Genomic DNA, 24,789 nt, shown 5'->3' with positions numbered 1-24,789 from the left:
ATGTTAAAGAACTGGTTAAAGATTTATTGGTACAATACGATGAAGCACAAGATGTATTTCTTGTTGACAGTCATAGGGTTGGCGATAGGATTATCAGCTGTGATTATTTCGTATTTATATTATACTGAAGAAATGTCTTATGATACTTGGCACAAGGATAGTGATCGTGTATTTATGGTAGAGACTAAGTTTAGTGAAGAGGAAAGCTGGCCAATGTTATCTTATCCATTTGGCTCTAAATTAAAAGAAATATCTCCTGAAGTAGAAGCATATTCTTATGTAGATAATAGCTATGACGATGGAATGCTAGTGCATAATGGAGAACTGCTTGCTTATACCAAGGCTATTAGTGTACAGTCTAATTTCTTTACTGTATTTCCTTTTGAAATAGTAAGTGGAAGTCAACTACAACCTTTTGATGCTCCAAATCAAGCATATATAAAAGATACATATGTAGAATACTTATTTAAAGATAAAGATCCTATAGGGCAGACTATAGTAATATGGGATGTCTCTTATGTAGTAAAAGGAATATTTAAAGAAGCAAATACATTAAGTTCTATCAATCCTAATATCGTAATGAATGATTTAGATGAAAGGGAGAAAGAAGCTGTTGAAAAAGAGTATTGGGGAAACTACAACTCTGCTTTATGGATAAAAGTAAAGGAAGCTCAATCAAAAGAGATTATAGAAAAAAGGTTACTCGATATATATGATGAGTATGTTATGTTGCCTGAGGCTAATAAAAAAGGTATATCTGTAGGTGAGTATAAAAGAAGTAGAGGGGAGCATTCTTTTGGTTTTTATTTACATGATTTAAAGGGACAGCGCTTTGTTAAAATTGATGATATAAATGCACTTCCAGAAGGAAAAGCTAATGTTGATAGAATATATATTGCCATAGGTTTATCCGTGTTAATCATATTATTATCTGTATTTAATTATATCAATATTACCACAGTACAGGTGATGAATCGAGGTAAGGAAGTGGGGATGCGTAAGACTTTTGGTGCGAATCGTTTAAGTCTGATATATCAAAACTATTTTGAATCAACTATAACGGTACTAATCTCTATAGTGTTGTCTTTTGTAATAGTAGAATTCTCTTTACCTAGTTTAAGAGTTTTTTTTGAGGCACAGTTGAGTTTTAATATACTAGATTTTATATTTCAACTAATCGTATTCTTAGTATTAGTAGTAACCTTAGTGGGGACTCTTCCAGCATTCTATATTTCTAGTTTTAAAACAATAGATGTTTTAAAAGGGAATATGAAGAGGAGTAAGAAAGGTGTGTGGTTTAAGAACATATTGTTAACAGTTCAGTTTATTGTTGCTTGTTTTTTTATTATAGGATCTTTCGTTATTTATCAGCAAGTGAGTTATATGTTGAAAAAAGATCTAGGATATAATGCAGATCAAATAGTAGCAGTGAAATACAACTTTAAAAAGGAGGTGACTAATCGGCTAGATGTGTATGAACGGCTAAAAAAGGATGTACTAAAGTTGAAAAATATAGAAGGTGTAAGTGCTTGCTTATTAGATATTGGTGGATATAGGTATGTGTCTTCAGGCTTTAGTTATAAAGAAAAAGATGTGCAACCTGGTATAGCAGCTATAGATTATGATTTCTTGGAATTATACCAGATTGAAATGAAAGAAGGGAGGATGTTATCAAAGGATTTAGCTAGTGATAGTATCCGGAATGTTTTGATTAATGAGAAAGCAATGTCCTTAATGGGAGAATTAGAGCCAATAGGACAAAATATCAAATGGAATGGAGGTGAGCATACTATAGTAGGGGTTGTGAAAAATTTTAATCTGATAGGACTTAAAGCAGATTATAGACCATTATTATTTGTTGCTCTATCTAATAATGGATGGGGGAAAGGTATGAAGGAGATGTCTATTAAAATAAAAGCTAATAAGGCAGAGGAAACAATGAAGGCTATTGAGGAGGTATGGAAGAAGCATAATATATCTGACTTACCTTTTACTTATGAGTTTGTAGATAAGCGTTTTGCACAGAGTTTTGAACGGTCTTTACAAGAACGAAATGTGTTCTTAGTATTGAATTCTTTAGTTGTTTTTATTGCTCTTTTTGGACTGTATAGTTTGGCATCATTTACGATTAACTCTAGGTTAAAAGAAGTTGCTATACGCAAAGTATTAGGTGCGAGACCTAAAGATCTGATACAGAAGTTAACAGGGCAGTACATTGTCTTTTGTTTAATAGGCTTTGGAATAGCTGTGTTTCCAAGTTATTACTTCTTGAATAAATGGTTAAGTGATTATGCTTTTAGAATAGAGATGAGTGTATGGCCATTTATATTTTGTTTTGTCATCATTATAATATTGACATTACTGATTGTTATCAGTCGTGCTTATAAAGCGACTAGAGTGGATGTATTAAAATATATTAAATACGAGTAGTATGATAAAAAACTGGTTAAAGATTTATTGGTACAATACGATGAAGCACAAGATGTATTTCTTGTTGACAGTCATAGGGTTGGTGATAGGATTATCAGCTGTGATTATTTCGTATTTATATTATACTGAAGAGATGTCTTATGATACTTGGCACAAGGATAGTGATCGTGTATTTATGGTAGAGACTAAGTTTAGTGAAGAGGAAGGCTGGCCATCATTATCTTATCCTTATGGAGAGGTTTTAAAGGATATTTCAGATCGTGTAGAAACTTATAGTTATTTAGATGCTCATTATCAGGGAGGTGTAGTGTTGATCAATGGAGAGTCTAAAGTTTTTGAAAAAGCTAGTTTTGGGCAATCAGCGTTTTTTGACGTATTCCCTTTTGAGATTGTACAAGGAAATAAAATAAAACCTTTTGATGGACCTAATCAGGTATTTATCAAGGATACTTATGTGAAATATCTATTTAAAGATGAAGAACCTGTAGGGCAAGTAATTCTTTTGTGGGGAAAGACATTTACAGTAAAAGGAGTTTATAAGGAAGCAGAAACACTGAGTTCTATAAATCCTAATATGGTATTTAATGTTTTGGACGAACGAGTAGAAAACGCTATAGGTAGTAATGGTTGGGGAAATTATAGTTCAGCACTTTGGATTAAATTAAAAAGTCCAGATTCAAAAGAGTTGATAGAGAAACAATTATTAAGTATATACGACGAAAAAGTGATTGCTCCTGTAGCAAAAAGCAAAGGACTCACGATAGAGGAACTAAAAAAAGAAAAAGATTATGTATTGACATTTTATTTACATGATTTAAAAGGACAACGGTTAATTAATTCGAATCAAAAAAACGCTTTGCCAGAAGGGATAGCGAATAGAAATAGAATTTATATTGCTATAGGTCTTTCAAGTCTTATCATGTTATTGTCAGTATTTAATTATATCAATATTACTACAGTACAAGTAATGAATAGGGGTAAAGAGTTAGGTGTACGTAAAGTATTAGGAGCTAATAAAGCAAGTACAATGTTGCAAAACTATTTTGAGTCAGCTGTAACAGTACTTATATCTATTATCATTTCTTTAGTTATAGTTGAATATGCTCTTCCTAGTCTGAGGATGTTTTTTAAAGCTAAATTGTTGTTTAATGTTTTGGAATTTGTGCCTCAGGTTTTATTGTTTCTAATAACTGTAATTTTTTTAGTGGGAACAGTGCCTGCGTTCTATATTTCTAGTTTTAAAACAATAGAAGTTTTAAAAGGAAATATAAAAAGAAGTAAGAAAGGAGTTTGGTTTAAGAATACATTACTAACAGTTCAGTTTATCGTTGCTTGTTTTTTTATCATCGGTTCTTTGATTGTCAATCAGCAAGTGAATTATATGCTTAACAAGGATTTAGGTTATAATGCAAATCAGATAGTAGGGGTACCGTATAACCTTAAAAGAGATCTTGTAGAGAATACTCTACCTATCTATAAAAGGCTAAAAGCAGATATTCTTAAAATAAAAGGTGTTGAGGGGGCAAGTGCGTGGTCATTGGCAATAGGCGGAAAAAATTATTCGTCTGTAGGATATTCTTATCAAGGCAAACAAATACAGGCAGGTGTAGCAGCGATGGATGATGATTTTTTAAAACTATTTGACATTAAATTAAAAGAAGGAAGAGCACTGTCTCAAGATTTTGCTTCTGATAGTATAAAAAATGTATTGCTAAATGAAAAGGCAATAACAATGATGGGTATTACTGACAATGCTTTAGGAAAAGAATTTGAATGGAATGAAAAGAAAGTTACTATTGTTGGGGTTGTAAAGGATTTTAATTTGTTTGGATTGCATGAAGATTATCGTCCAATGATATTTATGTCATTAGATTTTGAACAAGGATGGGGGAGCAATATGAATGAGATGTCTATTAAGATAAATACGGAGAATGTTAAAGAGACGATGGAAGCTATAGAACAGGTTTGGAAAAAACATAATATCTCTGATTCACCTTTTACTTATGAGTTCGTAGATAAGCGTTTTGCACAGAGTTTTGAACGGTCTTTACAAGAGCGCAAAGTATTTTTAGTCTTGAATTTATTGGTTGTTTTTATTGCTCTTTTTGGATTGTATAGTTTGGCATCATTTACGATTAACTCTAGGTTAAAAGAAGTTGCTATACGCAAAGTATTAGGTGCGAGACCTAAAGATCTGATACAGAAGTTAACAGGGCAGTACATTGTGTTTTGTTTTAATAGGTTTTGGAATAGCTGTATTTCCCAGTTATTACTTCTTGAATAAATGGTTAAGTGATTATGCTTTTAGAATAGAGATGAGTGTATGGCCATTTATATTTTGTTTTGTCATCATTATAATATTGACATTACTAATTGTTATAAGTCGTGCTTTTAAAGCCACTAGAGTAGATGTATTAAAGTATATCAAATACGAATAGTATGATAAAGAACTGGTTAAAAATATATTGGTCTAATGTGCTGAAGAATAAAGTCTATTTTATTCTAACATTAGTAAGTTTAGGAGTGGGTTTTGCCTCTGTTATCTTGTCATTCGTGCATTACAGAGAAGAGTCATCTTATGATCAGGCGAATCCGAATAAGGATAATATTTTCACAGTAGAGTCTATTCTGAATGCAGATACGAGCTGGATGAAGTTACCATATCCTTTTGGTTCTAAGTTAAAAGAAGAGTCTTCACATATCATTGATTATACTTATTTGGATAATTATTATGGAGGTGGGACAATGACTGTAGATGGGGTGAAAAAAGGTGTAGAAAAGGTAGGATATGTAAAGTCTAACATCTTTGACTTTTTTCCTTATGAGATTGTAAAAGGAGATAAGAATAAGCCATTTAATGGGCCGAATACTGCTGTTATTACTGATGAGTATGCTAAGCAATTATTCAATGAAGAAGATCCGATAGGTAAATCTTTTGAATACAATAAGGATACATATGTAGTAAGTGCTGTGTATAAACTAGGGAAGAACAGGAATTCAATAATGGCAAATATACTGGTTAATGCAGTTGATCAATATGAGAAAGAGGGAATAGAGCAATGGGGTAATTATAACTCAACTATTTGGTTAAAGTTAGACGATGCTAAGTATACTACCGAAGTGGAAGGGCTAATAAAGGATATCTTGATTAAGCAAGTGTATGTATCGCTAGCGAAGGATGAAGGATTGAGTCTTGAGGAGTATATGAAAAAAGAAGAAGGTGTGACACTGGAGGAGTTTAAGAATCTAAAAAATAAAGGATATAAACTACATGTCTTAGCAACACAAAGAATGCAGAATAACTCTGACTTAAATGGTACTCCTGAGGGAGCAACTAATGTCGGGAGATTGAATATCATGATAGGCCTTTCTTTATTGATATTAGTATTATCTGTATTTAATTATATCAACTTAAGCACTGCCCAAGCGATAGGTCGTACACGAGAAGTTGGAATTAGAAAGACATTAGGTGCGACTAAGAAGAATTTGATATTACAAGGGTTATTTGAGACTCTAGTTACCTCTATACTAGCTTGTATTATTGCTTTTGTATTGATTGAGTTTACGATGCCATGGTTAAAAGTATTCTTAGATTCACAGATGGAAATAGAAGTATTTTATATACTACCATGGTTGCTATTGTTCATTGTGATTATTGTTTTATTAGTAGGTATTATTCCTGCTTTATTTACTGCTAGTTTTAAAACGTTAGAAGTTCTGAAAGGAGAAGTAAATAAGAGTAAGAAAGGTAAGACATTAAAGAACGTCATGTTAATAGTACAGTTTACGGTGGCTTGTTTCTTTATGGTTGGAAGTTATATAGTATATGGGCAGGTAACTTATATGTTAAATAAGGATCTTGGATTTAAAGGAGATCAGGTGGTGGTCATTCCTTTCATTAGTAAAGGTCCTTATGAGGAGAAGATTAATATATATCAATCTCTGAAAGAGGAGATCACAAGGCTCAATGGAGTAGAGAATATGTCTATCGCTTCGATCAGTATAGGGAGTAGTTATGGTAGTTCTTCAGGTTTTATACATAATGGAAATAGAATACAGGGTATTAATGTAGGAATGGACTATAATTATCTAAATACTTTAGATATAAAGCTGAAAGAGGGAAGAGGTTTATCACCTGAATTTGCGACTGACTCTATCTCTAATATATTGATTAATGAACGTACTGCCTATGAAATGAAAGAAGAGCATCCTATAGGAAAAACAATAGAGTGGAACGGTAATAAGCTGACAATAGTAGGTGTGGTAAAGGACTTTAATCTATATGGTCTTAAATCTAACTATGCTCCTCTAGTCTTCTTTAGTTTAAAAACAATTCCTTGGGTGGGATTAAATAGTAGACAGATTACAGTCAAGGTTAAAGGTGATAATGTTGAGAAGACAATGAATGAAATAGCGAAGATATGGGCGAACAGGGATATCTCTGACGAGCCTTTTAGTTATGAGTTTTTAGATAAGCAATATGCAAAGACATTTAATAATGTAAAGAAAGAGAGAGATATTTTCTTAACACTAAATGGAATAGTTGTGTTTATTGCTTTGTTTGGATTGTATAGTTTGGCTTCTTTTAATATTAATAACCGCCTAAAAGAAGTAGCTATTCGCAAGGTGCTGGGGGCTAGTTCCTCTAGCTTATTAAAACAATTGTCTGTACAGTATGTAGTGATGTGTCTAGTAGGTTTTGGTATTGCTATATTCCCTAGTTATTATTTCTTAAACAAATGGTTGAGTGATTATGCTTTTAGAATCGATATTAGTGTAGAACCATTTATCATTTGCTTGATTGTGATACTAATATTAACAGGCGTAGTTGTGTTCTTAAAGGCATGGTCAGCAACAAAGATCAATGTACTGAAATATATAAAATATGAATAACCATAAAACAAATTTAAATATGAAAAAAATAGTAATGTTCTTCTTATTAGTAGGAGGAAGTGTGTTCGCACAATCAAAAGAAACGCGTCAAGTTAGTGATTTTAAATCTGTAAAAGCTTCTCAAGGAATAGAAGTGAACTTTACTTATGGAGGAGCTAAGAGTGTAGTAGTGGAAGTAGAGAAATCTGAGAATATGAAAGATGTCAAGACAGAAACGACAATTACTGGAGGGTTAGATATCTTCATTGATCAAAAAACTAATAAAAAATGGAAGAACGGTATCAATATTAGAGATTTTGGAAAAGTAGTAGTTACTATAAATAACCCTAGTTTAGAAGAGGTAAGGTTGTCTTCTTCTGCTAAGTTTAACTTATTGAACAAAGCTGTTGCTAAATCATTTGATGTAAAAACGAGTAGTTCAGCAAGGTTTAGAGGAGAGTTAGTACAAGCAGATAACCTATCTATAGAGGCAAGTTCTTCTTCTAAAATAGAAGGTAGTTTTGAGGTGACAAAGAAATCATCTGCAAGTGTTAGTTCTTCAGCAAGTGTAGATATTTCATTAAAGACTAAAACTGGGGACTTCGGAGCTAGTAGCTCTGCTAGGTTGAGTTTATCTGGGAATGCTGATTCTGTGAGCGCTTCTGCTTCTAGTAGTGGTTCTATTAAAGGATCTAGCTTTACAACTAAAACACTAGAAGGTAAAGCTAGCTCATCAGGTTCTATGGTGTTTAATGTAACTGAGGAGGTATCTGGTAGAGCGAGTTCTTCAGGACGTGTTCAATATACAGGAGGAGCTAAGATAGTTAGTTCAAACACTTCGTCTTCAGGACAAGTAAAAAATATAGATTAATTAATAGGGATTCTAATGATTAACAACTGGTTTAAATTATATCTAAGATATTTTTGGAAGAATAAATTCTTTTCTATTCTGAATGTTTTGGGATTATCTATGGGGATAAGTGCCTTAATATTGGTATTAATGTATTGGCAAAATGAACATAGTTATAATCAATGGAATCCTTACAAAGATAGAGTATATGAGGTTTATAGTGCGGGGTTTGAAGGAGGGGAAATAAGCCCTTGGTTACCTGCTCCTATGGCGACGCAAATTGACGAGTTATCAGATGTTGTTGAATCATATACTTTTTTGTGGAACTTTACTAGTAGAAAGAGTATTGAAGTTGGAGATAAGCAAGATTTTATATTTAATATAGCTGATCATCAAGCTTCTTATCTCGATATGTTTCCCTTTCCTGCAGTATATGGGTCTATTAAGAGTTATAAGGAGAATAAAGACAATGCTATTGCATTAGAGCATCAACAAGCAGCTCGCTTGTTTGGGGAAGGTGTAGATCCTTCTGGTAAAGAAATAGTCTTGGATGGAGGTATGCGTGTTGTTGTTCGTTTAGTTTATAAAATACCTTCTTCCACATCTAATGCACCAGATGCACTTGTGTCCTATGGAGCTGAGAAGATGATTAAAGATAATATCAATGTTTTCGGAGATTATAATTATAATATACTGATAAAATTAAAAGAGGGAGTTCAACTCAACATAGTAAAAGACAGAATTATCAATACGCTTTATCAACCTTTCTTAACAAGTTATGCTAAAAGTGAGGGAATTACTGAAGACGAGTATCGCGCGAAGTATATGAAGGAAGATCAGTACGTGTTTTTTGATTTAGAATCAGCTCATCTTAATCCGAAATCTCAGATATATGGAAGTGGGGGTAATGCAAAGAAAATCTTGACGAGTATGTTGGTTGTTTCTTTGTTGTTATTGCTATTGTCTATTTTTAATGCTGTTAACTTAAACATGGTACAGAGCTTTAAGCGCGCAAGAGAAGTCGGTATTCGAAAGGCATTAGGAGGTTCGAAATCAAATATAATCAGTCAATTTGTGTTTGAATCCCTTTTGACAGTTCTCATGTCATTTATAATCGCTTTATTTTTAGTTGAATTACTGTTGCCTTATTTTAATTTATTAGTAGATAGAACACTTGTTTTCTATATAAGTGATTTTATAGTTGAATTGTTTGTTGTGGTAGTTGTTATACTTTTATTATCAGCTATATTACCTGCTCTTTTTGCGGCATCTTTTAATCCATTGAAAGTGCTAAAAGGGAACTTTGTGAGAAGTAAATCAGGAGTCGTTATTCGTAATATCTTCTTAGTCTTACAATTTGTCATTGCCTTCTTCTTTTTGACTATAGCTTTGTTTATGAATAAACAAATAACGTATCTCATTAATCAAAACCTTGGGTTTAAAGGAGAGCAAATTGTAAATATAGAATACGAACTATCAGGATTCCAAAATCGAGATGAGGTATTCAGGGACTTTAAAGATGACTTCTTAAAGATTAAGGGGGTAGAAGGAGTGTCTGCTCATTCTTTTAATATTGGACAACAAGTAGGAAGTGCTTCAACTAATTTTATAGGAGATGTTTCGCTACAGAGTGGTAATATAGTCATAGATCATAGCTTTTTAGACGTAATGGGAGTTCAATTAAAGGAAGGGAGGTTTTTTGATCCAGAGTTACAAACGGATAATAGTGAAAAGGTTTTAGTTAATGAAGCTTTTGAGAAGGCATTTAATTTGAAAGAAGGAGTGATTGGTAAGGAGATTCGTTGGAACAATAGAGTATTTCAGATCATTGGTGTTGTCAAGAATTTTAATGTACACGGTTTTAATAAGGAAGTATCCCCTCAGACTTACTTCTTAGGTGACTCAGTAGGATGGTTTCATCATCTATTAGAGACTATATCTGTCAAGCTTAAGACAGATGATGTACAAGGTACGTTAATTAATATTGAGAAGTTTTGGAAAGATCGTGTAGAACCAGTATATCCTATGGAATATGGCTTTGCGGACGAACAGTTTGCCAATACGTATCGTCAAGCAACGTATCAAAAAACATTGTTCTTTGCACTAATGAGTATATCTGTATTTACAGCACTTGTAGGGCTATTGTCTATTGTGTCGTTTAGTATCGAGAATAGATTAAAAGAAGTTGCCATCCGAAAAGTTATGGGGGCAGATTCGAGAAGTTTAATTGTTGCATTATCGAGAAGCTTTGTACTTTATTGTGTACTTGGATTCTGCATATCAATTTACCCAGTTTATTTTGCTGTTCATCTGTGGTTAGAAGATTTTGCATACCGTGAAGTGATAACGGTAATGCCTTTTATAGTAGCGTTTAGTAGTTTGTTTATTTTATCGATACTACTAGTTATATGGAAGGCTTATAAAGCGACACGTATTGATGTTTTAAAATATATAAAGTATGAGTAAGAGTTGGTGTTTAGTATTGACTATTTTGTTTAGTATTGCAGGAGTAGCTCAAGAGCAGTGGACTTTGGAGGACTGTGTAGAAAAAGGAAAAGAGAATAGTTTAAGATTGATGGTGTCTGCTTTAGAGACTAAAGTTGCTGAAAGTAGAAAGCAAAGTGTGGCTTCTTATTATTTGCCCGATATAGGGGTGAACGGGGCACAGTCTTATAATTTTGGATCTGCTATTGATCCTGTTACGAATAGTCGTGTGAGTTCTAATATTCAGTCTACAAGAGCTTCATTAGATGCTGGAGTTACATTATTTGACTTTAGTAATTTTATACAATACAAGAAAGATAACCTAGCTATTGATTATGCTAAATTAGAGAATGAAGAAGTCTTATTTCAATATCAGACTGCTATTCTTGAGTTATTTTATGAGATTATAGGTTCACAGTCTTTTTTAGAAATACAACAACAACAATTAATTAACAGTAAGGCTAACTTAGAGCGTGTACAGAAAGAAGTAGAAGCTGGTGCCAAACCTAAAAGTGATTTCTATGATATAGAATACATCTATCACAGTGAGACTATTAGTATAGAGCAGACAGAGAATACTTTATTGAATCAGAAACTAAAGCTACTTCATTTATTAAATATAGAAGATTTAGGAGTGAATGAGTTTAGTGTGGTACAAAAGGAGGAATCTATAGCACAAATAGAAGGATATGAGTTTAATCCAACACTAGAAAAAACTAGACTGAAACAACAAGTTTTAGAACAAGAGAAGAAACTGATTAAGTCTAAGAATTTACCTCGATTAGTTGGGAATTATCAATATGGTTCTTTCTATTCTAAGCCGTTTAATAGTGATATAGAATTGCGCACTAATTCTTTCTCAAAACAGATGGGAGATAACAAGAGTCAGTACGTTAGTTTTGGATTGAGTATACCAGTTTTTCAAGGTGGAAATATACGTAGACAAGTAAGAGTGAAAAATGAAGAAATACGTTTGAATACCTTGCAAATAAAGGAGAGTGAAGTTAATCTAAACAATCAAATTACAGAGCTAAAAGCAGAAATTGCACAGTTAGAAAATATCGCAAAACAGCTTCAAAAAAGTATTGAGCTATCAGAGAAATCATTCAGTACAACACAAGCAAAGTATGAGAATGGAAAGGTTGATATTTTCTCATTTAATGCTTCAAAAAATCAATTATTGAACTCTCAATTTGCTTTGATTAAGAACGCTTATAATCGTTCTTTTATGGAAAACAAGCTTAAACTTTTCAATACAAATACACTATAAATATTAGTTATAACATTATTTGTATTTAGAATATATTAACATTAAAAGTTCAAATATTCCCACTATATTTGCGTTAGTCAGAATTTATATTAAATTGTTGAAAACGAATCGCATATAATGAAATTAGATAGAAAAGAAATCCTTAAGGCTTTAGAGAGCATTTCTCTAGCTGGAGAAGGAAAAAATATGGTGGAGAGTGGAGCTGTAAGTAATGTAATGACTTTCGGAGACGAAGTAGTAGTGGACTTAGTACTTAGTACACCAGCTTTACACATTAAGAAAAGAGCAGAAGTTGACGTGATGAAAGTAATTCACGATCAAGTATATGACAAGGCGAAAGTAAAAGTAAATATAAAAGTAGAGGCTCCTGAAAAGCCTGAGATTAAAGGAAAAGCTATTCCTGGTATTAAAAACATTGTTGCTATCTCTTCTGGAAAAGGAGGAGTAGGTAAATCTACAGTTACTGCTAATTTAGCTGCTAGTTTAGCTAATATGGGCTTTAAAGTAGGAGTGTTAGATGCAGATATCTATGGACCATCTATGCCAATCATGTTTGATGTAGAAGGAGCTAAACCTATTTCAGTAGAAGTAGAAGGACGTTCTAAGATGAAGCCTGTATCATCGTATGGAGTAGAGATCCTTTCTATCGGATTCTTTACAAAAGGAGACCAAGCAATAATCTGGAGAGGACCTATGGCTGCAAAAGCATTAAATCAAATGATTTTTGATGCAGACTGGGGAGAACTAGACTTCTTATTATTAGACTTACCTCCTGGTACAGGAGATATTCACTTATCTATTATGCAGTCTCTTCCTATTACAGGGGCTGTAGTGGTATCTACACCACAAGCAGTAGCGCTAGCTGATGCTAAAAAAGGAGTATCAATGTTTATGTCAGAGAGTATCAATGTTCCTGTATTAGGTATCGTTGAGAATATGGCGTATTTCACTCCAGAAGAATTACCAAATAACAAATACTATATCTTTGGTGAAAACGGTGCTAAGAACTTAGCAGCAGACTTAGATGTTCCTTTCTTAGGAGAAGTGCCTATCGTACAGAGTATCCGTGAGGCTGGTGATTATGGTCGTCCAGCAGCGTTACAAAACGATACTATCATCGCAAAGGTATTTGAAGATTTAAGCAGAAATGTAGTAGAACAAGTAGTGTTGAGAAATGAGTCATTACCTGCTACTGAAGCGATCAAAATTACAACTATGGCAGGATGTTCATCAGTTGCTAAAAAATAAGACTTAATACAAGAAAAATATATGGCATCACAAACTATAAAACAGAATGTAGAAAAGGCGTTAGATGAGATCCGTCCATTTTTACAAGCAGATGGTGGAGATATCACTCTTATTGATATTCAAGATGACAAGGTTGTACAAGTTCGCCTAGAAGGTGCTTGCACGGCTTGTAGTGTTAATCAAATGACCTTAAGTGCTGGAGTAGAGACTACGATTAAAAAGTATGCACCAGAGATCGAATCTGTAGTTAATGTGGGATAAAAATAACATAGTCAATCTTGAGTAATTTAAGGCTTTATTAGCACTAGTTACTTAAGATTGACTTTTATCATTTTTAATAAATTTCGCAAAGGATACCTTTGCACTAAAGAACTACATCATGATTGAGACCGATATAATAATTATTGGAGCGGGCCCTACTGGTCTGTTCGCTGTATTCGAAGCAGGATTATTAAAACTAAAATGCCATCTTATCGATGGACTTCCACAACCAGGAGGACAGTTAACAGAATTGTATCCTAAGAAGCCAATCTTTGATATTCCTGGATATCCTAGCGTTGGAGCTGGTGAGCTAGTAGATAATTTAATGGAACAAATAAAGCAGTTTCAACCTGGCTTTACATTAAATGAAGTAGCGGAGAATATTGAGAAGTTAGAAGATGGTACGTTTATCGTGACAACTAACAAGGGGACAAAACATCATGGTAAAGCAGTTGCTATTGCTGGTGGCTTAGGATCTTTCGAACCTCGTAAACCAGAGATAGAGAATCTTGCATTCTATGAAGATAAAGGAGTAGAATACTTCGTTAAAAAACCGGAGATGTTCGCTGGTAAGAAAATAGTTATCGCTGGTGGTGGTGACTCAGCTCTAGATTGGAGTATTTTCTTAGCAGATGTAGCTGCTGAAGTAAGTCTGGTACATAGACGTAATGAATTCCGTGGAGCATTAGACTCTGTAGAGAAAGTACAGGTTCTTAAAGACCAAGGAAAGATTAATATGTTAACTCCAGGCGAAGTTGTTGAGTTAAAAGGAACAGATAAATTAGAAGCGGTTGTCGTAGATATCGATGGAGAGAAACGCGAAATAGCTTGTGATTATTTTATTCCATTATTTGGTTTAACACCTAAGTTAGGACCTATTGCAGATTGGGGATTAGAGATTGAGAAGAATGCTATTAAAGTTAATAATGCATTAGATTATCAAACGAACATACCTGGTATTTACGCGATTGGTGATATTAACACTTACCCTGGTAAGTTAAAATTAATTCTATGTGGATTCCACGAAGCTACTTTGATGTGTCAGAGTGTATTCAATATGTTGAATCCAGGTAAGAAATTTGTATTAAAATATACTACTGTATCAGGTATCAACGGATTCGATGGTACACGTAAAGAAGCAGAAAAAGCAGTAGTGAAATCTATAGACTAGTTATGGCTGAGGATATAAAAGTAACCATTATCGATCGCGAAGGAGAGACTCATGTTATAGATGCCCCAACGGATATGGGGATGAATATGATGGAAGTTGTTCGTGCTTATGAACTAGCAGAAGACGGTACATTCGGTATATGCGGAGGTATGTTGATGTGTGCTTCTTGTCAATGCTATATGATTAATGGAGATGAAGTGGAATTACCAGAGAAGGGTGATGAAGAAGACGCATTGTTAGATTCGGATGCTCGTAATGTTAAACCTACTAGTAGACTAAGTTGTCAGATACCTGTAGATGAGAAGGTAGAAGGATTAGTCTTCGAAATCGCACCGATAGGATAAATAGAGATTTAATATATCTTAATAAAATAAGGCTTGTATCGTACGATACAAGCCTTATTTTATGGTTTCATGTAAGAGACCTTTTCTTATTAAAAGTAGCTGTAAAGGATTAAAAAAAGGAAGTAAAGTACAACATACTTTACTTCCTTTATATATTATATCTCTTCGCTTTCTTCTTTATCCTTCTTCTTGCTTTTAATCACTTTCATTACGATAGGTAATGTAGTCACTAATACTAAGAATAAGATAATGTATTCGATGTAGTGTTTTAAGTCTATATCATAGCTGTCTAATAACCATACTTGTAGGTAGTGACCTGCAAAGATTAATGTAGTAGCCCATAAGAAAGAACTGATCACATTGTATAGCATGAACCTCTTGATGTCCATGTGTACAATACCTGCTATAATAGGAGCGAATGTTCTTACTACTGGTAAGAAACGAGCGAATATAATTGCTCTTCCTCCATGTCTTTCGAAGAATACCTTAGATTCGTATAAGTATTTCTTCTTGTAGATAAAGTTGTCTTTGACATTGTAGAGATAGTTTCCACTCTTTTTACCGAACCAATACCCAAAACTGTTACCGAGGATACCTGCCAAGGCGACTAGAGTAGATAATAAGGCTACATTTAAGAAGTCACTTTCTATCGGTACTACTTCAGCCATTAGAGCTGTACTGTATATCCCTGATAAGAAAAGTAAACTATCTCCTGGTAAAAAGAAACCTGCGAATAAGCCTGTCTCTGCAAATACAATAAATAATACGACATATATACCTATTGAATGTCCTGCTATCTGTAAGTTTATATAGAATTCAGGGTTTATAAGTTGTGCTATTGAAAATTCGTCCATAGTGCTTTTATGTTCTGTAATCTAACTTAATTGTTTAGTTTGTTCATTGTTTGTTTCAAATTTATCTATCGCAGCAGTTGATAAAGCATTTCCTAATACATTAGTCATACTTCTTCCCATATCACAGAAGTGATCGATCGGTAAAATAAACGCAATTCCTTCTGGTGGGATATTAAACATAGCACATGTAGCTACGATAACGATTAGTGAAGCACGAGGTACTCCTGCTACACCTTTACTTGTTACCATTAGGACTAACAGCATCAAGATTTGATCTGCTAGGCTCATATGTACATCATATATCTGAGCAATGAAGATAGAAGCGAATGTTAGATACATCATACTTCCATCTAGATTAAATGAGTACCCCAAAGGTAAGGTAAATGATACGATTTTTGGAGAACAACCGTAAGCTTTTAATTGCTCTACTAATTTTGGGAATACTGCCTCGCTACTAGTTGTAGAGAAGGCGATTAGTAGAGGCTCTTTGATTGCTTTTAACAGTCTCCATACATCTTTACCGATGATCAAGTAACCAACTAAGATTAAGACTGCCCATAAAACAGCCAATCCTGATGCGAAGGCTAGTAGATACTTACCATATGTTAAGAAAATAGAAAGACCGTACAGTGCCACTGCACTAGCGATAGCTCCTAATACCCCTAGAGGTGCAGTCCACATGATGTAAGTCACCATCTTTAAGACTACCTCTGATATTTTGTCAAATAATTTGATTACTGATTTTCCTTTTTTACCTAATGTAGATAGCGCGATTCCAAAGAATACTGAGAACACTACTATCTGAAGAATTTCATTATGGGCAAAGGCTTCGAATATACTTTTTGGAATTAAGTGTTCTACGAATGATTGTAAGCTTAATGAATCAGTTTTAGTTAGTAAGTCACTAGCTCCTGAGACATTGTTTAAATCAAAGTTAGCTCCGACACCTGGCTTGAACCAGTTCACTAATACTAAACCTATCGTTAGAGAGACTAGTGAAGCAGTGATGAACCATCCCATTGCTTTAGCACCTACTCTTCCTACCATACTCATATCTCCCATTTTGGCGATACCTACTACTAGGGTACAAAATACTAGTGGAGCAATAATCATCTGTACTAAACGGATGAAGATAGTACCTAATAATTTAATGTTTTCTGCAAATCCTAATTTGTATTCTGGGAATGAATAGTGATAAATACTTCCAACGATTACACCAAGTACTAGCGCAATGATGATCGCTATAAAAAGTTTATTGTTTTTCATGTAAATCAAATTTGAGCGTGAAAATACCTCTTTTTTTTTCAAATCAAGACGATTTTAAAAAAAAATAACGTACTATAATGGTGTGAAATTCAATTATTATCGTTTAGGTTGTTTTTTTACTTTTTTATTATCAATAATACTATTAATTAAATATACACTCAGTATTATAGAAGTGCATTATTTATTAGAGTACACTATTTGTTGTCGTTTGTATAAGAAAGAATGTCTAGACTAAGAGAATTAGTTAACTTTCGAGCAAAATCAAAAGAAAAGCCTATTTTTACGCTTTAATAAAACCCTAACAATGAAAAAAATATTCTTATTTGCTTTAAGCTTAGCGAGTTTATCTGCTTTTTCTCAAGAAGTAATGACTAAAGAGCTTCTGTGGAAATTAGGTAGAGTAAGTCCAGTAGGAGTTACTAAAGATGGTAAAAACTTAATCTACAAAGTAAGCCACGCTAATATGACAGAAGATAAGTTTGATTCTAAGACTTATCAAATTCCTGTAACTGGAGGTACTCCTGTTGAAATTAAGGAATACAAATACTTACTTAATGATAAAAACATTTCTCCTGATGGAAAATTAGTTTTATTCGATGAGGCTGTAAAAATCAATAAAGTATTAGGTAAAGACCTATATCCTACGATGGAGAAGTCTGATGCATATGTATATGACGGATTAGACTATAGACATTGGGATACGTGGAATGATGGTACACATAACCACGTGTTATATGCACCTACAGATAATAAAGAAGCGAAGATAGATATCTTAGGTAACGAACCTTATGATGCACCACAGAAACCATTCGGTGGAGACGAAGATTATGTATGGACTCCTGATGGTAAAGGTATTGTGTATGTGTCTAAGAAGAAATTCGGTACGGAGTATGCTACAAGTACGAATACTGACTTATACTTATACGACTTAGCGACTAAACAGACTAAGAACTTAACAGAAGAAAATAAAGGATATGATACACATCCTACTTACTCTCCAGAAGGACACCTAACTTGGTTACAGATGAAGCGTGATGGGTATGAGGCTGATAAGAATGATATCATTGTAGACTACAATGGAATCAAAATGAACCTTACTGCAGGATGGGATGGTACTGTAGATAGTTACAGATGGAGTAAAGATGGTAAGAAGATTTACTTTATCGCAGCTGTAGGAGGTACTGTGCAGTTGTTCGAAGTGAACTTCCCTGGTAGAACACGTATCGCTATCAACGTAAGACAAATCACTGATGGTAACTTTGACGTGACGAGTATCGTAGATGTGACAGGAGATGTAGCACTAGTGACTCGTACAGACTTTAACCATGCTTCTGAGGTATATGCTTATAATATGGCTAAGAAGACTTGGAATCAAGTGACTAAAGTGAATAATGACGCTTATTCTAAGATTGCATTGAGCAAGAGTGAGAAGAGAATCGTGAAGACTGTAGACGGTAAAGATATGGTTACTTGGGTAGTATATCCACCTAACTTTGATCCAAACAAAAAATATCCAACATTGTTATATGCACAAGGAGGACCACAGTCAGCATTGTCTCAGTTCTATTCTTTCCGTTGGAACTTCCAATTAATGGCAGCAGAGGGATACATTATAGTAGCTCCTAACCGTAGAGGAATGCCAGGACATGGAGTAGAGTGGAATGAAGCAATCTCTAAAGACTGGGCTGGAAAACCAATGCAAGACTACTTAGCAGCTATTGATGACGTAGCCAAAGAGAAGTATGTAGATAGAGATAGATTAGGAGCTGTAGGAGCTAGTTATGGAGGATATTCAGTATTCTACTTAGCAGGTATCCATGAGAACCGTTTCAAATCGTTTATTTCACACTGTGGAGTATTTGATTTAGTAAGTATGTATGGTACTACAGAAGAGGTATTCTTCCCTAACTTTGATACAGGTGGAGCATACTGGGAAAAAGATAATAAGGATGCTCAGAATGCATACACTAACTTTAACCCTATTAATAATGTAGATAAGTGGAATACGCCTATCCTAATTATCCAAGGTGGTAAAGACTACCGTGTGCCTATTGGACAAGGACAAGAAGCATTCCAAGCTGCTCAATTAAGAGGTGTGAAAAGTAGATTCTTATATTTACCAGATGAAAATCACTGGGTAGTAAGACCACAAAACGCACAAGTATGGCAAGGTGAATTCTTCCGTTGGTTGAAAGAAACGTTGTAATATATAGTATATTAATAGTTAAGAACAGTGTATCTCTGATATCAGAGGTACACTGTTTTTTTATGTCAATATTTTTATTTTATCGTTTCGGTATAATTATTTGATTTATGTTAAAAACCACTTTTAAATATGTGATTAGTATAAAAGTGTGGTTATTTCGATAGTAAAAATGGAATAATTAATTCATCTGTACAAAGTATATGCTTGTTAACTTAAATTTGCATAAAAATAAATTAGCTATGAAAAAGATTATTTTTAGTGCTTTAGCAGCACTTGCATTTGTTGGAGTATCATCATGTAGTTCAGATGATAATAGTACACCTACGACAACAGAACCTAATAAAGTCATTAAGAACATTGAGAAGATAGATGTAGTTGTTTATGAAGATGGAGATAAGGAAGAAGACAAAACGTTTAACCTGAGTTATGCAGCAGATGGTAAACTTACTTCTATTGAATATATTAAACGTAAGAAGGGTGGTAGTATCTTTGAAAATAGTAAAGGAGATATAGCATACGGAAGTAATAAGAAAGTAGAGAAAATCACTACTCCTAAAGAGGTGATATTGATAAAAGATTTATTGGTATACCAAAACTCGGCTTATAAATATGGTAAAGTACTTAAGTATGACAACAAAAAGAATCCATCTGAAATCCTTGCTTATAATAAGGAGATAGAAGAGTATGTAATTAAAATTACGTATGACGACAAACCTTTCTTTGGATTCCACACATTAAGAGCTGCAGGAGTTATTGATTTATTAGATGGTGTTGAATTAAATCTTGCTAGTCCAAGCGTACCAGCAGAGTTAAAAATGGCTAAAGAATTGTTGCCTAATAATAATCCTATTGCTTATACTTATACGAATAAAGATGGAATTGTACTGGATGACTTAAAAATAACTTACTCTTATGACGAGAATAATTATCCTACTAAAACAGTTTTAAAAGGAACTAGACAAATGGATTTTGGTGATTATGTTGATGGTAAATATGTTCCGGATTGGTTGTCTAATGACATAGAAGTTGTAACTACTTATAGTTATTCAAAATAAAATATATGTACTCTTTCTATTAATTGAAAAGAGACTTTATACTATTCAGTTAGTATGTTAAGACAGTGTATTCTAGAATATAGATACACTGTTTTTTTATTATACGACTTTTCGTTTATAAAAGTGATATTTACCTTTCTTATATAGGTTAATCAAAGAATGATTATAGGGTGTTTTTTACCACTTTTTGAGGGGTGGTCGGCTTGTGGTCGGCTTGTGATGGGCATTTGGTCGGCTTAAAAGTACCAAAAATAGCCTATCACTACCCGAACATATGGTGAGCATATTGTAATCATAGTAACTATAGCTAAATCTAGAGGAGTGTAATAGTAGGATGTAACGAAAATGAGTTAATGGGGAGTGAGATGGAGTGAAAGAGTGTTAATGAAGTAGTTATTCAGACGATTTTGTATGAATATGCTAAAGAAATGTAGTTTTGTGGTAGAAGGTAAGGCTGTTTAAATCACTTTTTTTATCTTTACGATTCTAACAAACCTAACGATATGTATAAAAATCAATTAAAAGCATGGGTTTTAGCCCTTATGTTGTCGGCTGGATATTCTGTTACTACAGTAGCGCAAGATAACTTAGTAAACTCATTAAAATTAAATGCAAGTGCAAAGAGTAAAGAGCTTTACACGTTTACAGATGTAGTGAATATTGAAAACACTTCTGTGAAAAATCAAGGTTCTTCAGGGACATGTTGGTCTTACTCAGCGAACTCATTTATCGAGTCAGAAATGATGAGAATGGGAAAACGCCCTGTAGAGATTTCTCAGATATTCTCTGCTCGTAATGCATATATCGAAAAAGGAAAAATGTATGTAAGAATGCATGGTGCGGTAACGCTAGGTGATGGTGGTGCGTTTCACGATGTGATGAATATGTATAGAATGTATGGAGCAGTACCTCAGTCTGTATATGATGGACTGAACTATGGTACGACGATTAATAAATTTGGAGAGATGGCTGCGGTACAAGAAGGTATCTTAAAGGCGGTAGTATCTAACCCGAATAGAAAATTAACTCCGAACTGGGAGAAAGCATATACTGCTGCTATAGACGCCTATCTAGGAGAGGCTCCTAAGGAGTTTACATGGGAAGGTAAAAAATATACTCCACAGAGCTTTGCGAAAGAGGTAGTAGGGATTAACGCTGATGATTATGTAGAGATAGGATCAGACCTAAACTACCCTATGTACGAGAAGTTTGTATTATTAGTGCCTGATAACTGGGCTTTTAATCAAGTGTATAATGTACCAATGCAGGAGCTAACTGAGATCATCGATCACGCTGTAAATAACGGATTTACTGTAGCATGGGCTGGTGATGTGAGTGAGAAATACTTTAGCTGGAAAAATGGTGTAGCTTTCGTTCCTGAGAAGGATTGGGAGGATATGTCTGCTGAAGAGAAAGAAGAAATGTTTAACGGACCAAAACCAGAGAGAAAAGTAACTCCTGAGATGCGTCAAGAGGCATTCGATAACTATACGACTACAGATGATCACGGGATGCACATCGTAGGTATCGCTAAAGATCAAAAAAGTAGAGAGTACTATATCATCAAGAACTCTTGGGGAACTACGAATGACTATAAAGGATATATGTATATGAGTAAAGAGTTCGTGAAGTATAAAACAACGGATATCATGATCCATAAAGATGGTATCCCAAAGGGAATCGCTAAGAAAATGAAATTGTAAATAAAAATAAAAAAAATGTTATGGAAAAATTTGCTGGAGGAATAGAGAATATGATTACTAATACTTTGGGAGCTCTACCTAAAATCGGTGTTGGAATATTAATACTAGTTATTGGTAGTTTTATTGTTAAAGCTATTTTAAAAGGATTAGGTCGTCGTTTTGAGAAGCGTGATATGGAGAAGTCTTTAAGGGGATTCTTATTGAGCATTATTAAAGTGGTTTTATATATCTTATTGATATTAACTGCTGCTTCTACTATGGGTATTCAGACGACATCGTTCTTAACGATATTCGCCTCTGCTGGTTTAGCTATTGGTTTAGCGCTTCAGGGGAGTTTATCTAACTTTGCAGGAGGAGTATTAATCTTATTGTTTAAACCTTTTAAGGTTGGGGATTATGTATCTAATACTAGTGGTACAGAAGGTACTATAGATAAGATAGATTTGTTATATACTACTCTAACAGGACCTACTGGATTAAAGATTTTTAGTCCTAATGGACCTTTAGCCAATTCTGTGATTACTAATTATAGTGATATATCTTCACGTAGATATGACTTCGTAGTAGGTATCTCATATGATACTAATATTAAGACAGCACAGAATGTTATCCAAGAAGCATTAGCGAAGCACAAAGAGGTGAAGCAAGATCCGAAGCCAATCATTTTTGTGAATAGTTTAGCAGATAGCTCTGTAAACTTAAATGTACGTGTATGGATGGATAAAGCTAATTACTGGGATACAGTATTCGCGATTCAGCAGATAGTGAAGAATGCTTTAGATGATGCTAATATCGAGATTCCATTTCCACAGAGAGATATACATGTTATCTCAGATAAAGAAATAAAATAAATAAGAATAGTAGAAAACTCCTTTCAAATCGAAAGGAGTTTTTTTTGCTATGATTTGTAGCGACTGTTTTATTTAAGTTGATACAATATTGCTATATCTTTGAGAAAAAGAAGAAGATGGAAGCAAATCATATTTACATTTACTTATTTGATGGATATTCAGATTGGGAGATTGGATATCTGATGCCTGAATTAATACAAGATAGTCGATACCAGGTATTAACTGTCTCTGATACAGGTGCTGATGTTACTTCGGTAGGAGGGTTAAAGGTTAAGGTAGACTGTAGTCTAGAGGATATAGACATCTCTACACTGAAACTTTTAATACTGCCAGGAGGAGAGATGTGGGAAAAGAGTACAAATAACTTTAATGCTATTGATAGGGTAGTTTATGGGATTTATAAATACCAGTTACCAATAGCTGCTATTTGTGGAGCTACGCTTTATTTAGCTCAGAAAGGTATGCTAGACTACGTGAAGCATACGAGTAATGCCTTGTTCTATATGAAAGGATTTGTACCTACTTATCACGGAGAGAAGAACTATGTAGATCAGCTCGTGGTAAGAGATCAAAATGTAGTAACAGCTAGTGGTATAGGAGCTACAGAGTTTAGTAGAGAAGTGATGAAGGTGCTAGACTTTAACAGTGAATATGTAGATAGATGGTTTCAGTTGTTTAAATATGGTATTTTTCCAGCAGCGTAATACTAACGGAGCCAGAAATGCGTTTATAAACAGAAACCAATAAAAATAGTTCGCTTCAGAGGACATTTTGGTATAGTTAGTGATAACATAATTATGCGCTAGTAATTATGTGAATAATTTCATTTAGTAAGTCTGTGAATCAGAGATTACAGTATAGAAATTGTTTTGAAAAAGAGAAAAAACCACCTATTAATAGGTGGTTTTTTTATGTATAAGATTTACTCTATTACGTAGTCTTTATATTCTTCTGCTATTCTATCGAATAGGGATAATAACTCGATAGGGTCATCAGTAGTCACTAATTTTAAACGATGTGGTTTAAAACCGTGTATTCCTTTAAAGTAATTAGTGTAGTGACGTCTCATCTCTACGATACCTAATCGCTCTCCTTTCCATTCCATAGACCAGATCAAATGATTTTTAGCAGCTTCTAATCTATCCTTGATAGTAGGAGGAGGTAATATCTCTCCTGTGTTAAAAAAGTGCTTGATCTCATCGAATATCCACGGATAACCAATAGCAGCACGACCGATCATCATACCGTCTAACCCAAAAGTCTCTTTGTACTCTAAGGCTTTTTGTGGGCTGTCTATATCTCCATTCCCGAAGATAGGAATCTGGATGCGTGGGTTGTTCTTAATGCGCTCTATATGTGTCCAGTCAGAATGACCTTTATACATCTGCGCTCTAGTACGTGCATGTATAGTCAATGCCTGAACCCCTACATCTTGTAAGCGCTCTGCTACTTCGTCAATATTGATAGATTCCTCATCCCATCCTAGACGTGTCTTCACTGTCACAGGTAAGTGAGTACTCTGTACTACAGCTTTAGTCAGGCGAATCATCAAGTCAATATCTTTTAATACCCCCGCACCTGCTCCTTTAGATACCACTTTCTTTACAGGACAACCAAAGTTAATATCAACTAAATCTGGCTGTACAGTCTCTACGATTCGAGCAGATTCTGCCATCGCTTCTTCATCACCACCGAATATTTGTATCCCTACAGGGCGTTCATAGTCGAAGATGTCTAATTTCATTTTACTTTTCATCGCATCTCTAATCAATCCTTCAGAAGAGATAAACTCTGAGTACATTAGATCTGCACCGTGCTTCTTACACAGACGGCGAAAAGGTGGGTCACTAACATCCTCCATTGGAGCTAATAACAATGGATGATCTGGTAGTTCTATATTGCCTATTTTAATCATATTCGTTCT

Annotated in this window: 18 protein-coding genes; 15 read left to right on the top strand and 3 right to left on the bottom strand. The window is 34.1% G+C overall.

Translation table 11 applies throughout. From position 1 onward, the window contains the following. From E0Z07_RS03960 to E0Z07_RS03915, 10 genes are all read left to right on the top strand, one after another. Positions 1–2,430, top strand: coding sequence for an ABC transporter permease (locus E0Z07_RS03960; RefSeq protein WP_131540311.1), 2,430 nt, complete (start codon positions 1–3; stop codon positions 2,428–2,430). 1 nt (position 2,431) lies between these two features. Continuing rightward, positions 2,432–4,714, top strand: coding sequence for an ABC transporter permease (locus E0Z07_RS03955; RefSeq protein WP_233446008.1), 2,283 nt, complete (start codon positions 2,432–2,434; stop codon positions 4,712–4,714). A 155-nt stretch (positions 4,715–4,869) separates the two neighbouring features. Beyond that, positions 4,870–7,323: an ABC transporter permease gene (locus E0Z07_RS03950; RefSeq protein WP_016650286.1), complete on the top strand. Its 2,454-nt coding sequence runs from the start codon at positions 4,870–4,872 to the stop codon at positions 7,321–7,323. A 19-nt stretch (positions 7,324–7,342) separates the two neighbouring features. After that, entirely contained in the window at positions 7,343–8,173 is an 831-nt protein-coding gene (locus tag E0Z07_RS03945; protein ID WP_006259792.1) for a GIN domain-containing protein, read from the top strand. A gap of 15 nt (positions 8,174–8,188) precedes the next feature. Beyond that, the gene (locus tag E0Z07_RS03940) at positions 8,189–10,618 is read left to right on the top strand and encodes an ABC transporter permease (protein WP_016650287.1); all 2,430 of its coding nucleotides are present in this window, start codon (positions 8,189–8,191) and stop codon (positions 10,616–10,618) included. Then, the gene (locus E0Z07_RS03935; protein WP_006259790.1) at positions 10,611–11,906 is read left to right on the top strand and encodes a TolC family protein; all 1,296 of its coding nucleotides are present in this window, start codon (positions 10,611–10,613) and stop codon (positions 11,904–11,906) included. The genes E0Z07_RS03940 and E0Z07_RS03935 overlap by 8 nt, the downstream gene beginning before the upstream one ends. A gap of 117 nt (positions 11,907–12,023) precedes the next feature. After that, positions 12,024–13,154 (top strand): Mrp/NBP35 family ATP-binding protein, encoded by a 1,131-nt coding sequence (locus tag E0Z07_RS03930; protein ID WP_006259789.1) that lies wholly within the window; start codon positions 12,024–12,026, stop codon positions 13,152–13,154. 21 nt (positions 13,155–13,175) lie between these two features. After that, positions 13,176–13,415 (top strand): NifU family protein, encoded by a 240-nt coding sequence (locus tag E0Z07_RS03925; RefSeq protein ID WP_006259788.1) that lies wholly within the window; start codon positions 13,176–13,178, stop codon positions 13,413–13,415. Positions 13,416–13,533: 118 nt separating this feature from the next. Beyond that, positions 13,534–14,586: an NAD(P)/FAD-dependent oxidoreductase gene (locus tag E0Z07_RS03920; protein WP_006264571.1), complete on the top strand. Its 1,053-nt coding sequence runs from the start codon at positions 13,534–13,536 to the stop codon at positions 14,584–14,586. Between the two features lie 2 nt (positions 14,587–14,588). Continuing rightward, positions 14,589–14,930 carry a 2Fe-2S iron-sulfur cluster-binding family protein gene (locus E0Z07_RS03915; protein ID WP_006259786.1) on the top strand — a complete coding sequence of 114 codons (342 nt, stop codon included), beginning with the start codon at positions 14,589–14,591 and terminating at the stop codon, positions 14,928–14,930. Positions 14,931–15,085: 155 nt separating this feature from the next. Here the strand turns inward: E0Z07_RS03915 and E0Z07_RS03910 are convergent, their stop codons facing one another. After that, complete coding sequence (locus E0Z07_RS03910) at positions 15,086–15,784, bottom strand: DedA family protein (protein ID WP_006259785.1); 699 nt, start codon at positions 15,782–15,784, stop codon at positions 15,086–15,088. 21 nt (positions 15,785–15,805) lie between these two features. Next, the gene (locus E0Z07_RS03905) at positions 15,806–17,050 is read right to left on the bottom strand and encodes a dicarboxylate/amino acid:cation symporter (protein WP_036474497.1); all 1,245 of its coding nucleotides are present in this window, start codon (positions 17,048–17,050) and stop codon (positions 15,806–15,808) included. 304 nt (positions 17,051–17,354) lie between these two features. On the opposite strand from E0Z07_RS03905, the gene E0Z07_RS03900 reads away from it, so the two are divergent. The 5 genes from E0Z07_RS03900 (at position 17,355) to E0Z07_RS03880 (ending at position 23,569) form a co-directional block, all read left to right on the top strand. After that, positions 17,355–19,256 (top strand): S9 family peptidase, encoded by a 1,902-nt coding sequence (locus E0Z07_RS03900; protein WP_131540310.1) that lies wholly within the window; start codon positions 17,355–17,357, stop codon positions 19,254–19,256. Positions 19,257–19,495: 239 nt separating this feature from the next. After that, positions 19,496–20,311: a hypothetical protein gene (locus tag E0Z07_RS03895; RefSeq protein WP_131540309.1), complete on the top strand. Its 816-nt coding sequence runs from the start codon at positions 19,496–19,498 to the stop codon at positions 20,309–20,311. A 503-nt stretch (positions 20,312–20,814) separates the two neighbouring features. Beyond that, on the top strand, positions 20,815–22,014 hold the full coding sequence (locus tag E0Z07_RS03890; RefSeq protein ID WP_165868441.1) for a C1 family peptidase: 1,200 nt from the start codon (positions 20,815–20,817) through the stop codon (positions 22,012–22,014). A 20-nt stretch (positions 22,015–22,034) separates the two neighbouring features. Beyond that, positions 22,035–22,865 carry a mechanosensitive ion channel family protein gene (locus E0Z07_RS03885; RefSeq protein WP_006259780.1) on the top strand — a complete coding sequence of 277 codons (831 nt, stop codon included), beginning with the start codon at positions 22,035–22,037 and terminating at the stop codon, positions 22,863–22,865. A 116-nt stretch (positions 22,866–22,981) separates the two neighbouring features. Beyond that, the gene (locus tag E0Z07_RS03880) at positions 22,982–23,569 is read left to right on the top strand and encodes a type 1 glutamine amidotransferase family protein (RefSeq protein WP_006264575.1); all 588 of its coding nucleotides are present in this window, start codon (positions 22,982–22,984) and stop codon (positions 23,567–23,569) included. 218 nt (positions 23,570–23,787) lie between these two features. Here the strand turns inward: E0Z07_RS03880 and dusB are convergent, their stop codons facing one another. Beyond that, a complete protein-coding gene (dusB, locus tag E0Z07_RS03875; RefSeq protein ID WP_006266762.1) occupies positions 23,788–24,780 on the bottom strand; it encodes a tRNA dihydrouridine synthase DusB in 993 nt (330 codons plus the stop codon). Positions 24,781–24,789 lie beyond the last annotated feature (9 nt).

Origin of the sequence: Myroides odoratimimus (assembly GCF_004337635.1) — a bacterium.
Lineage (GTDB): Bacteria > Bacteroidota > Bacteroidia > Flavobacteriales > Flavobacteriaceae > Flavobacterium > Flavobacterium odoratimimum.
This window is presented reverse-complemented; position numbering and strand designations above follow the sequence as displayed.

Coding starts and splice junctions, on each gene's coding strand:
- E0Z07_RS03940 (WP_016650287.1), top strand. CDS start 8,189: ATGATTAACAACTGGTTTAAATTATATCTAAGATATTTTTGGAAGAAT.
- E0Z07_RS03925 (WP_006259788.1), top strand. CDS start 13,176: ATGGCATCACAAACTATAAAACAGAATGTAGAAAAGGCGTTAGATGAG.
- E0Z07_RS03895 (WP_131540309.1), top strand. CDS start 19,496: ATGAAAAAGATTATTTTTAGTGCTTTAGCAGCACTTGCATTTGTTGGA.
- E0Z07_RS03930 (WP_006259789.1), top strand. CDS start 12,024: ATGAAATTAGATAGAAAAGAAATCCTTAAGGCTTTAGAGAGCATTTCT.
- E0Z07_RS03890 (WP_165868441.1), top strand. CDS start 20,815: ATGTATAAAAATCAATTAAAAGCATGGGTTTTAGCCCTTATGTTGTCG.
- E0Z07_RS03955 (WP_233446008.1), top strand. CDS start 2,432: ATGATAAAAAACTGGTTAAAGATTTATTGGTACAATACGATGAAGCAC.
- E0Z07_RS03915 (WP_006259786.1), top strand. CDS start 14,589: ATGGCTGAGGATATAAAAGTAACCATTATCGATCGCGAAGGAGAGACT.
- dusB (WP_006266762.1), bottom strand. CDS start 24,780: ATGATTAAAATAGGCAATATAGAACTACCAGATCATCCATTGTTATTA.
- E0Z07_RS03945 (WP_006259792.1), top strand. CDS start 7,343: ATGAAAAAAATAGTAATGTTCTTCTTATTAGTAGGAGGAAGTGTGTTC.
- E0Z07_RS03935 (WP_006259790.1), top strand. CDS start 10,611: ATGAGTAAGAGTTGGTGTTTAGTATTGACTATTTTGTTTAGTATTGCA.
- E0Z07_RS03960 (WP_131540311.1), top strand. CDS start 1: ATGTTAAAGAACTGGTTAAAGATTTATTGGTACAATACGATGAAGCAC.
- E0Z07_RS03950 (WP_016650286.1), top strand. CDS start 4,870: ATGATAAAGAACTGGTTAAAAATATATTGGTCTAATGTGCTGAAGAAT.
- E0Z07_RS03905 (WP_036474497.1), bottom strand. CDS start 17,050: ATGAAAAACAATAAACTTTTTATAGCGATCATCATTGCGCTAGTACTT.
- E0Z07_RS03920 (WP_006264571.1), top strand. CDS start 13,534: ATGATTGAGACCGATATAATAATTATTGGAGCGGGCCCTACTGGTCTG.
- E0Z07_RS03885 (WP_006259780.1), top strand. CDS start 22,035: ATGGAAAAATTTGCTGGAGGAATAGAGAATATGATTACTAATACTTTG.
- E0Z07_RS03900 (WP_131540310.1), top strand. CDS start 17,355: ATGAAAAAAATATTCTTATTTGCTTTAAGCTTAGCGAGTTTATCTGCT.
- E0Z07_RS03910 (WP_006259785.1), bottom strand. CDS start 15,784: ATGGACGAATTTTCAATAGCACAACTTATAAACCCTGAATTCTATATA.
- E0Z07_RS03880 (WP_006264575.1), top strand. CDS start 22,982: ATGGAAGCAAATCATATTTACATTTACTTATTTGATGGATATTCAGAT.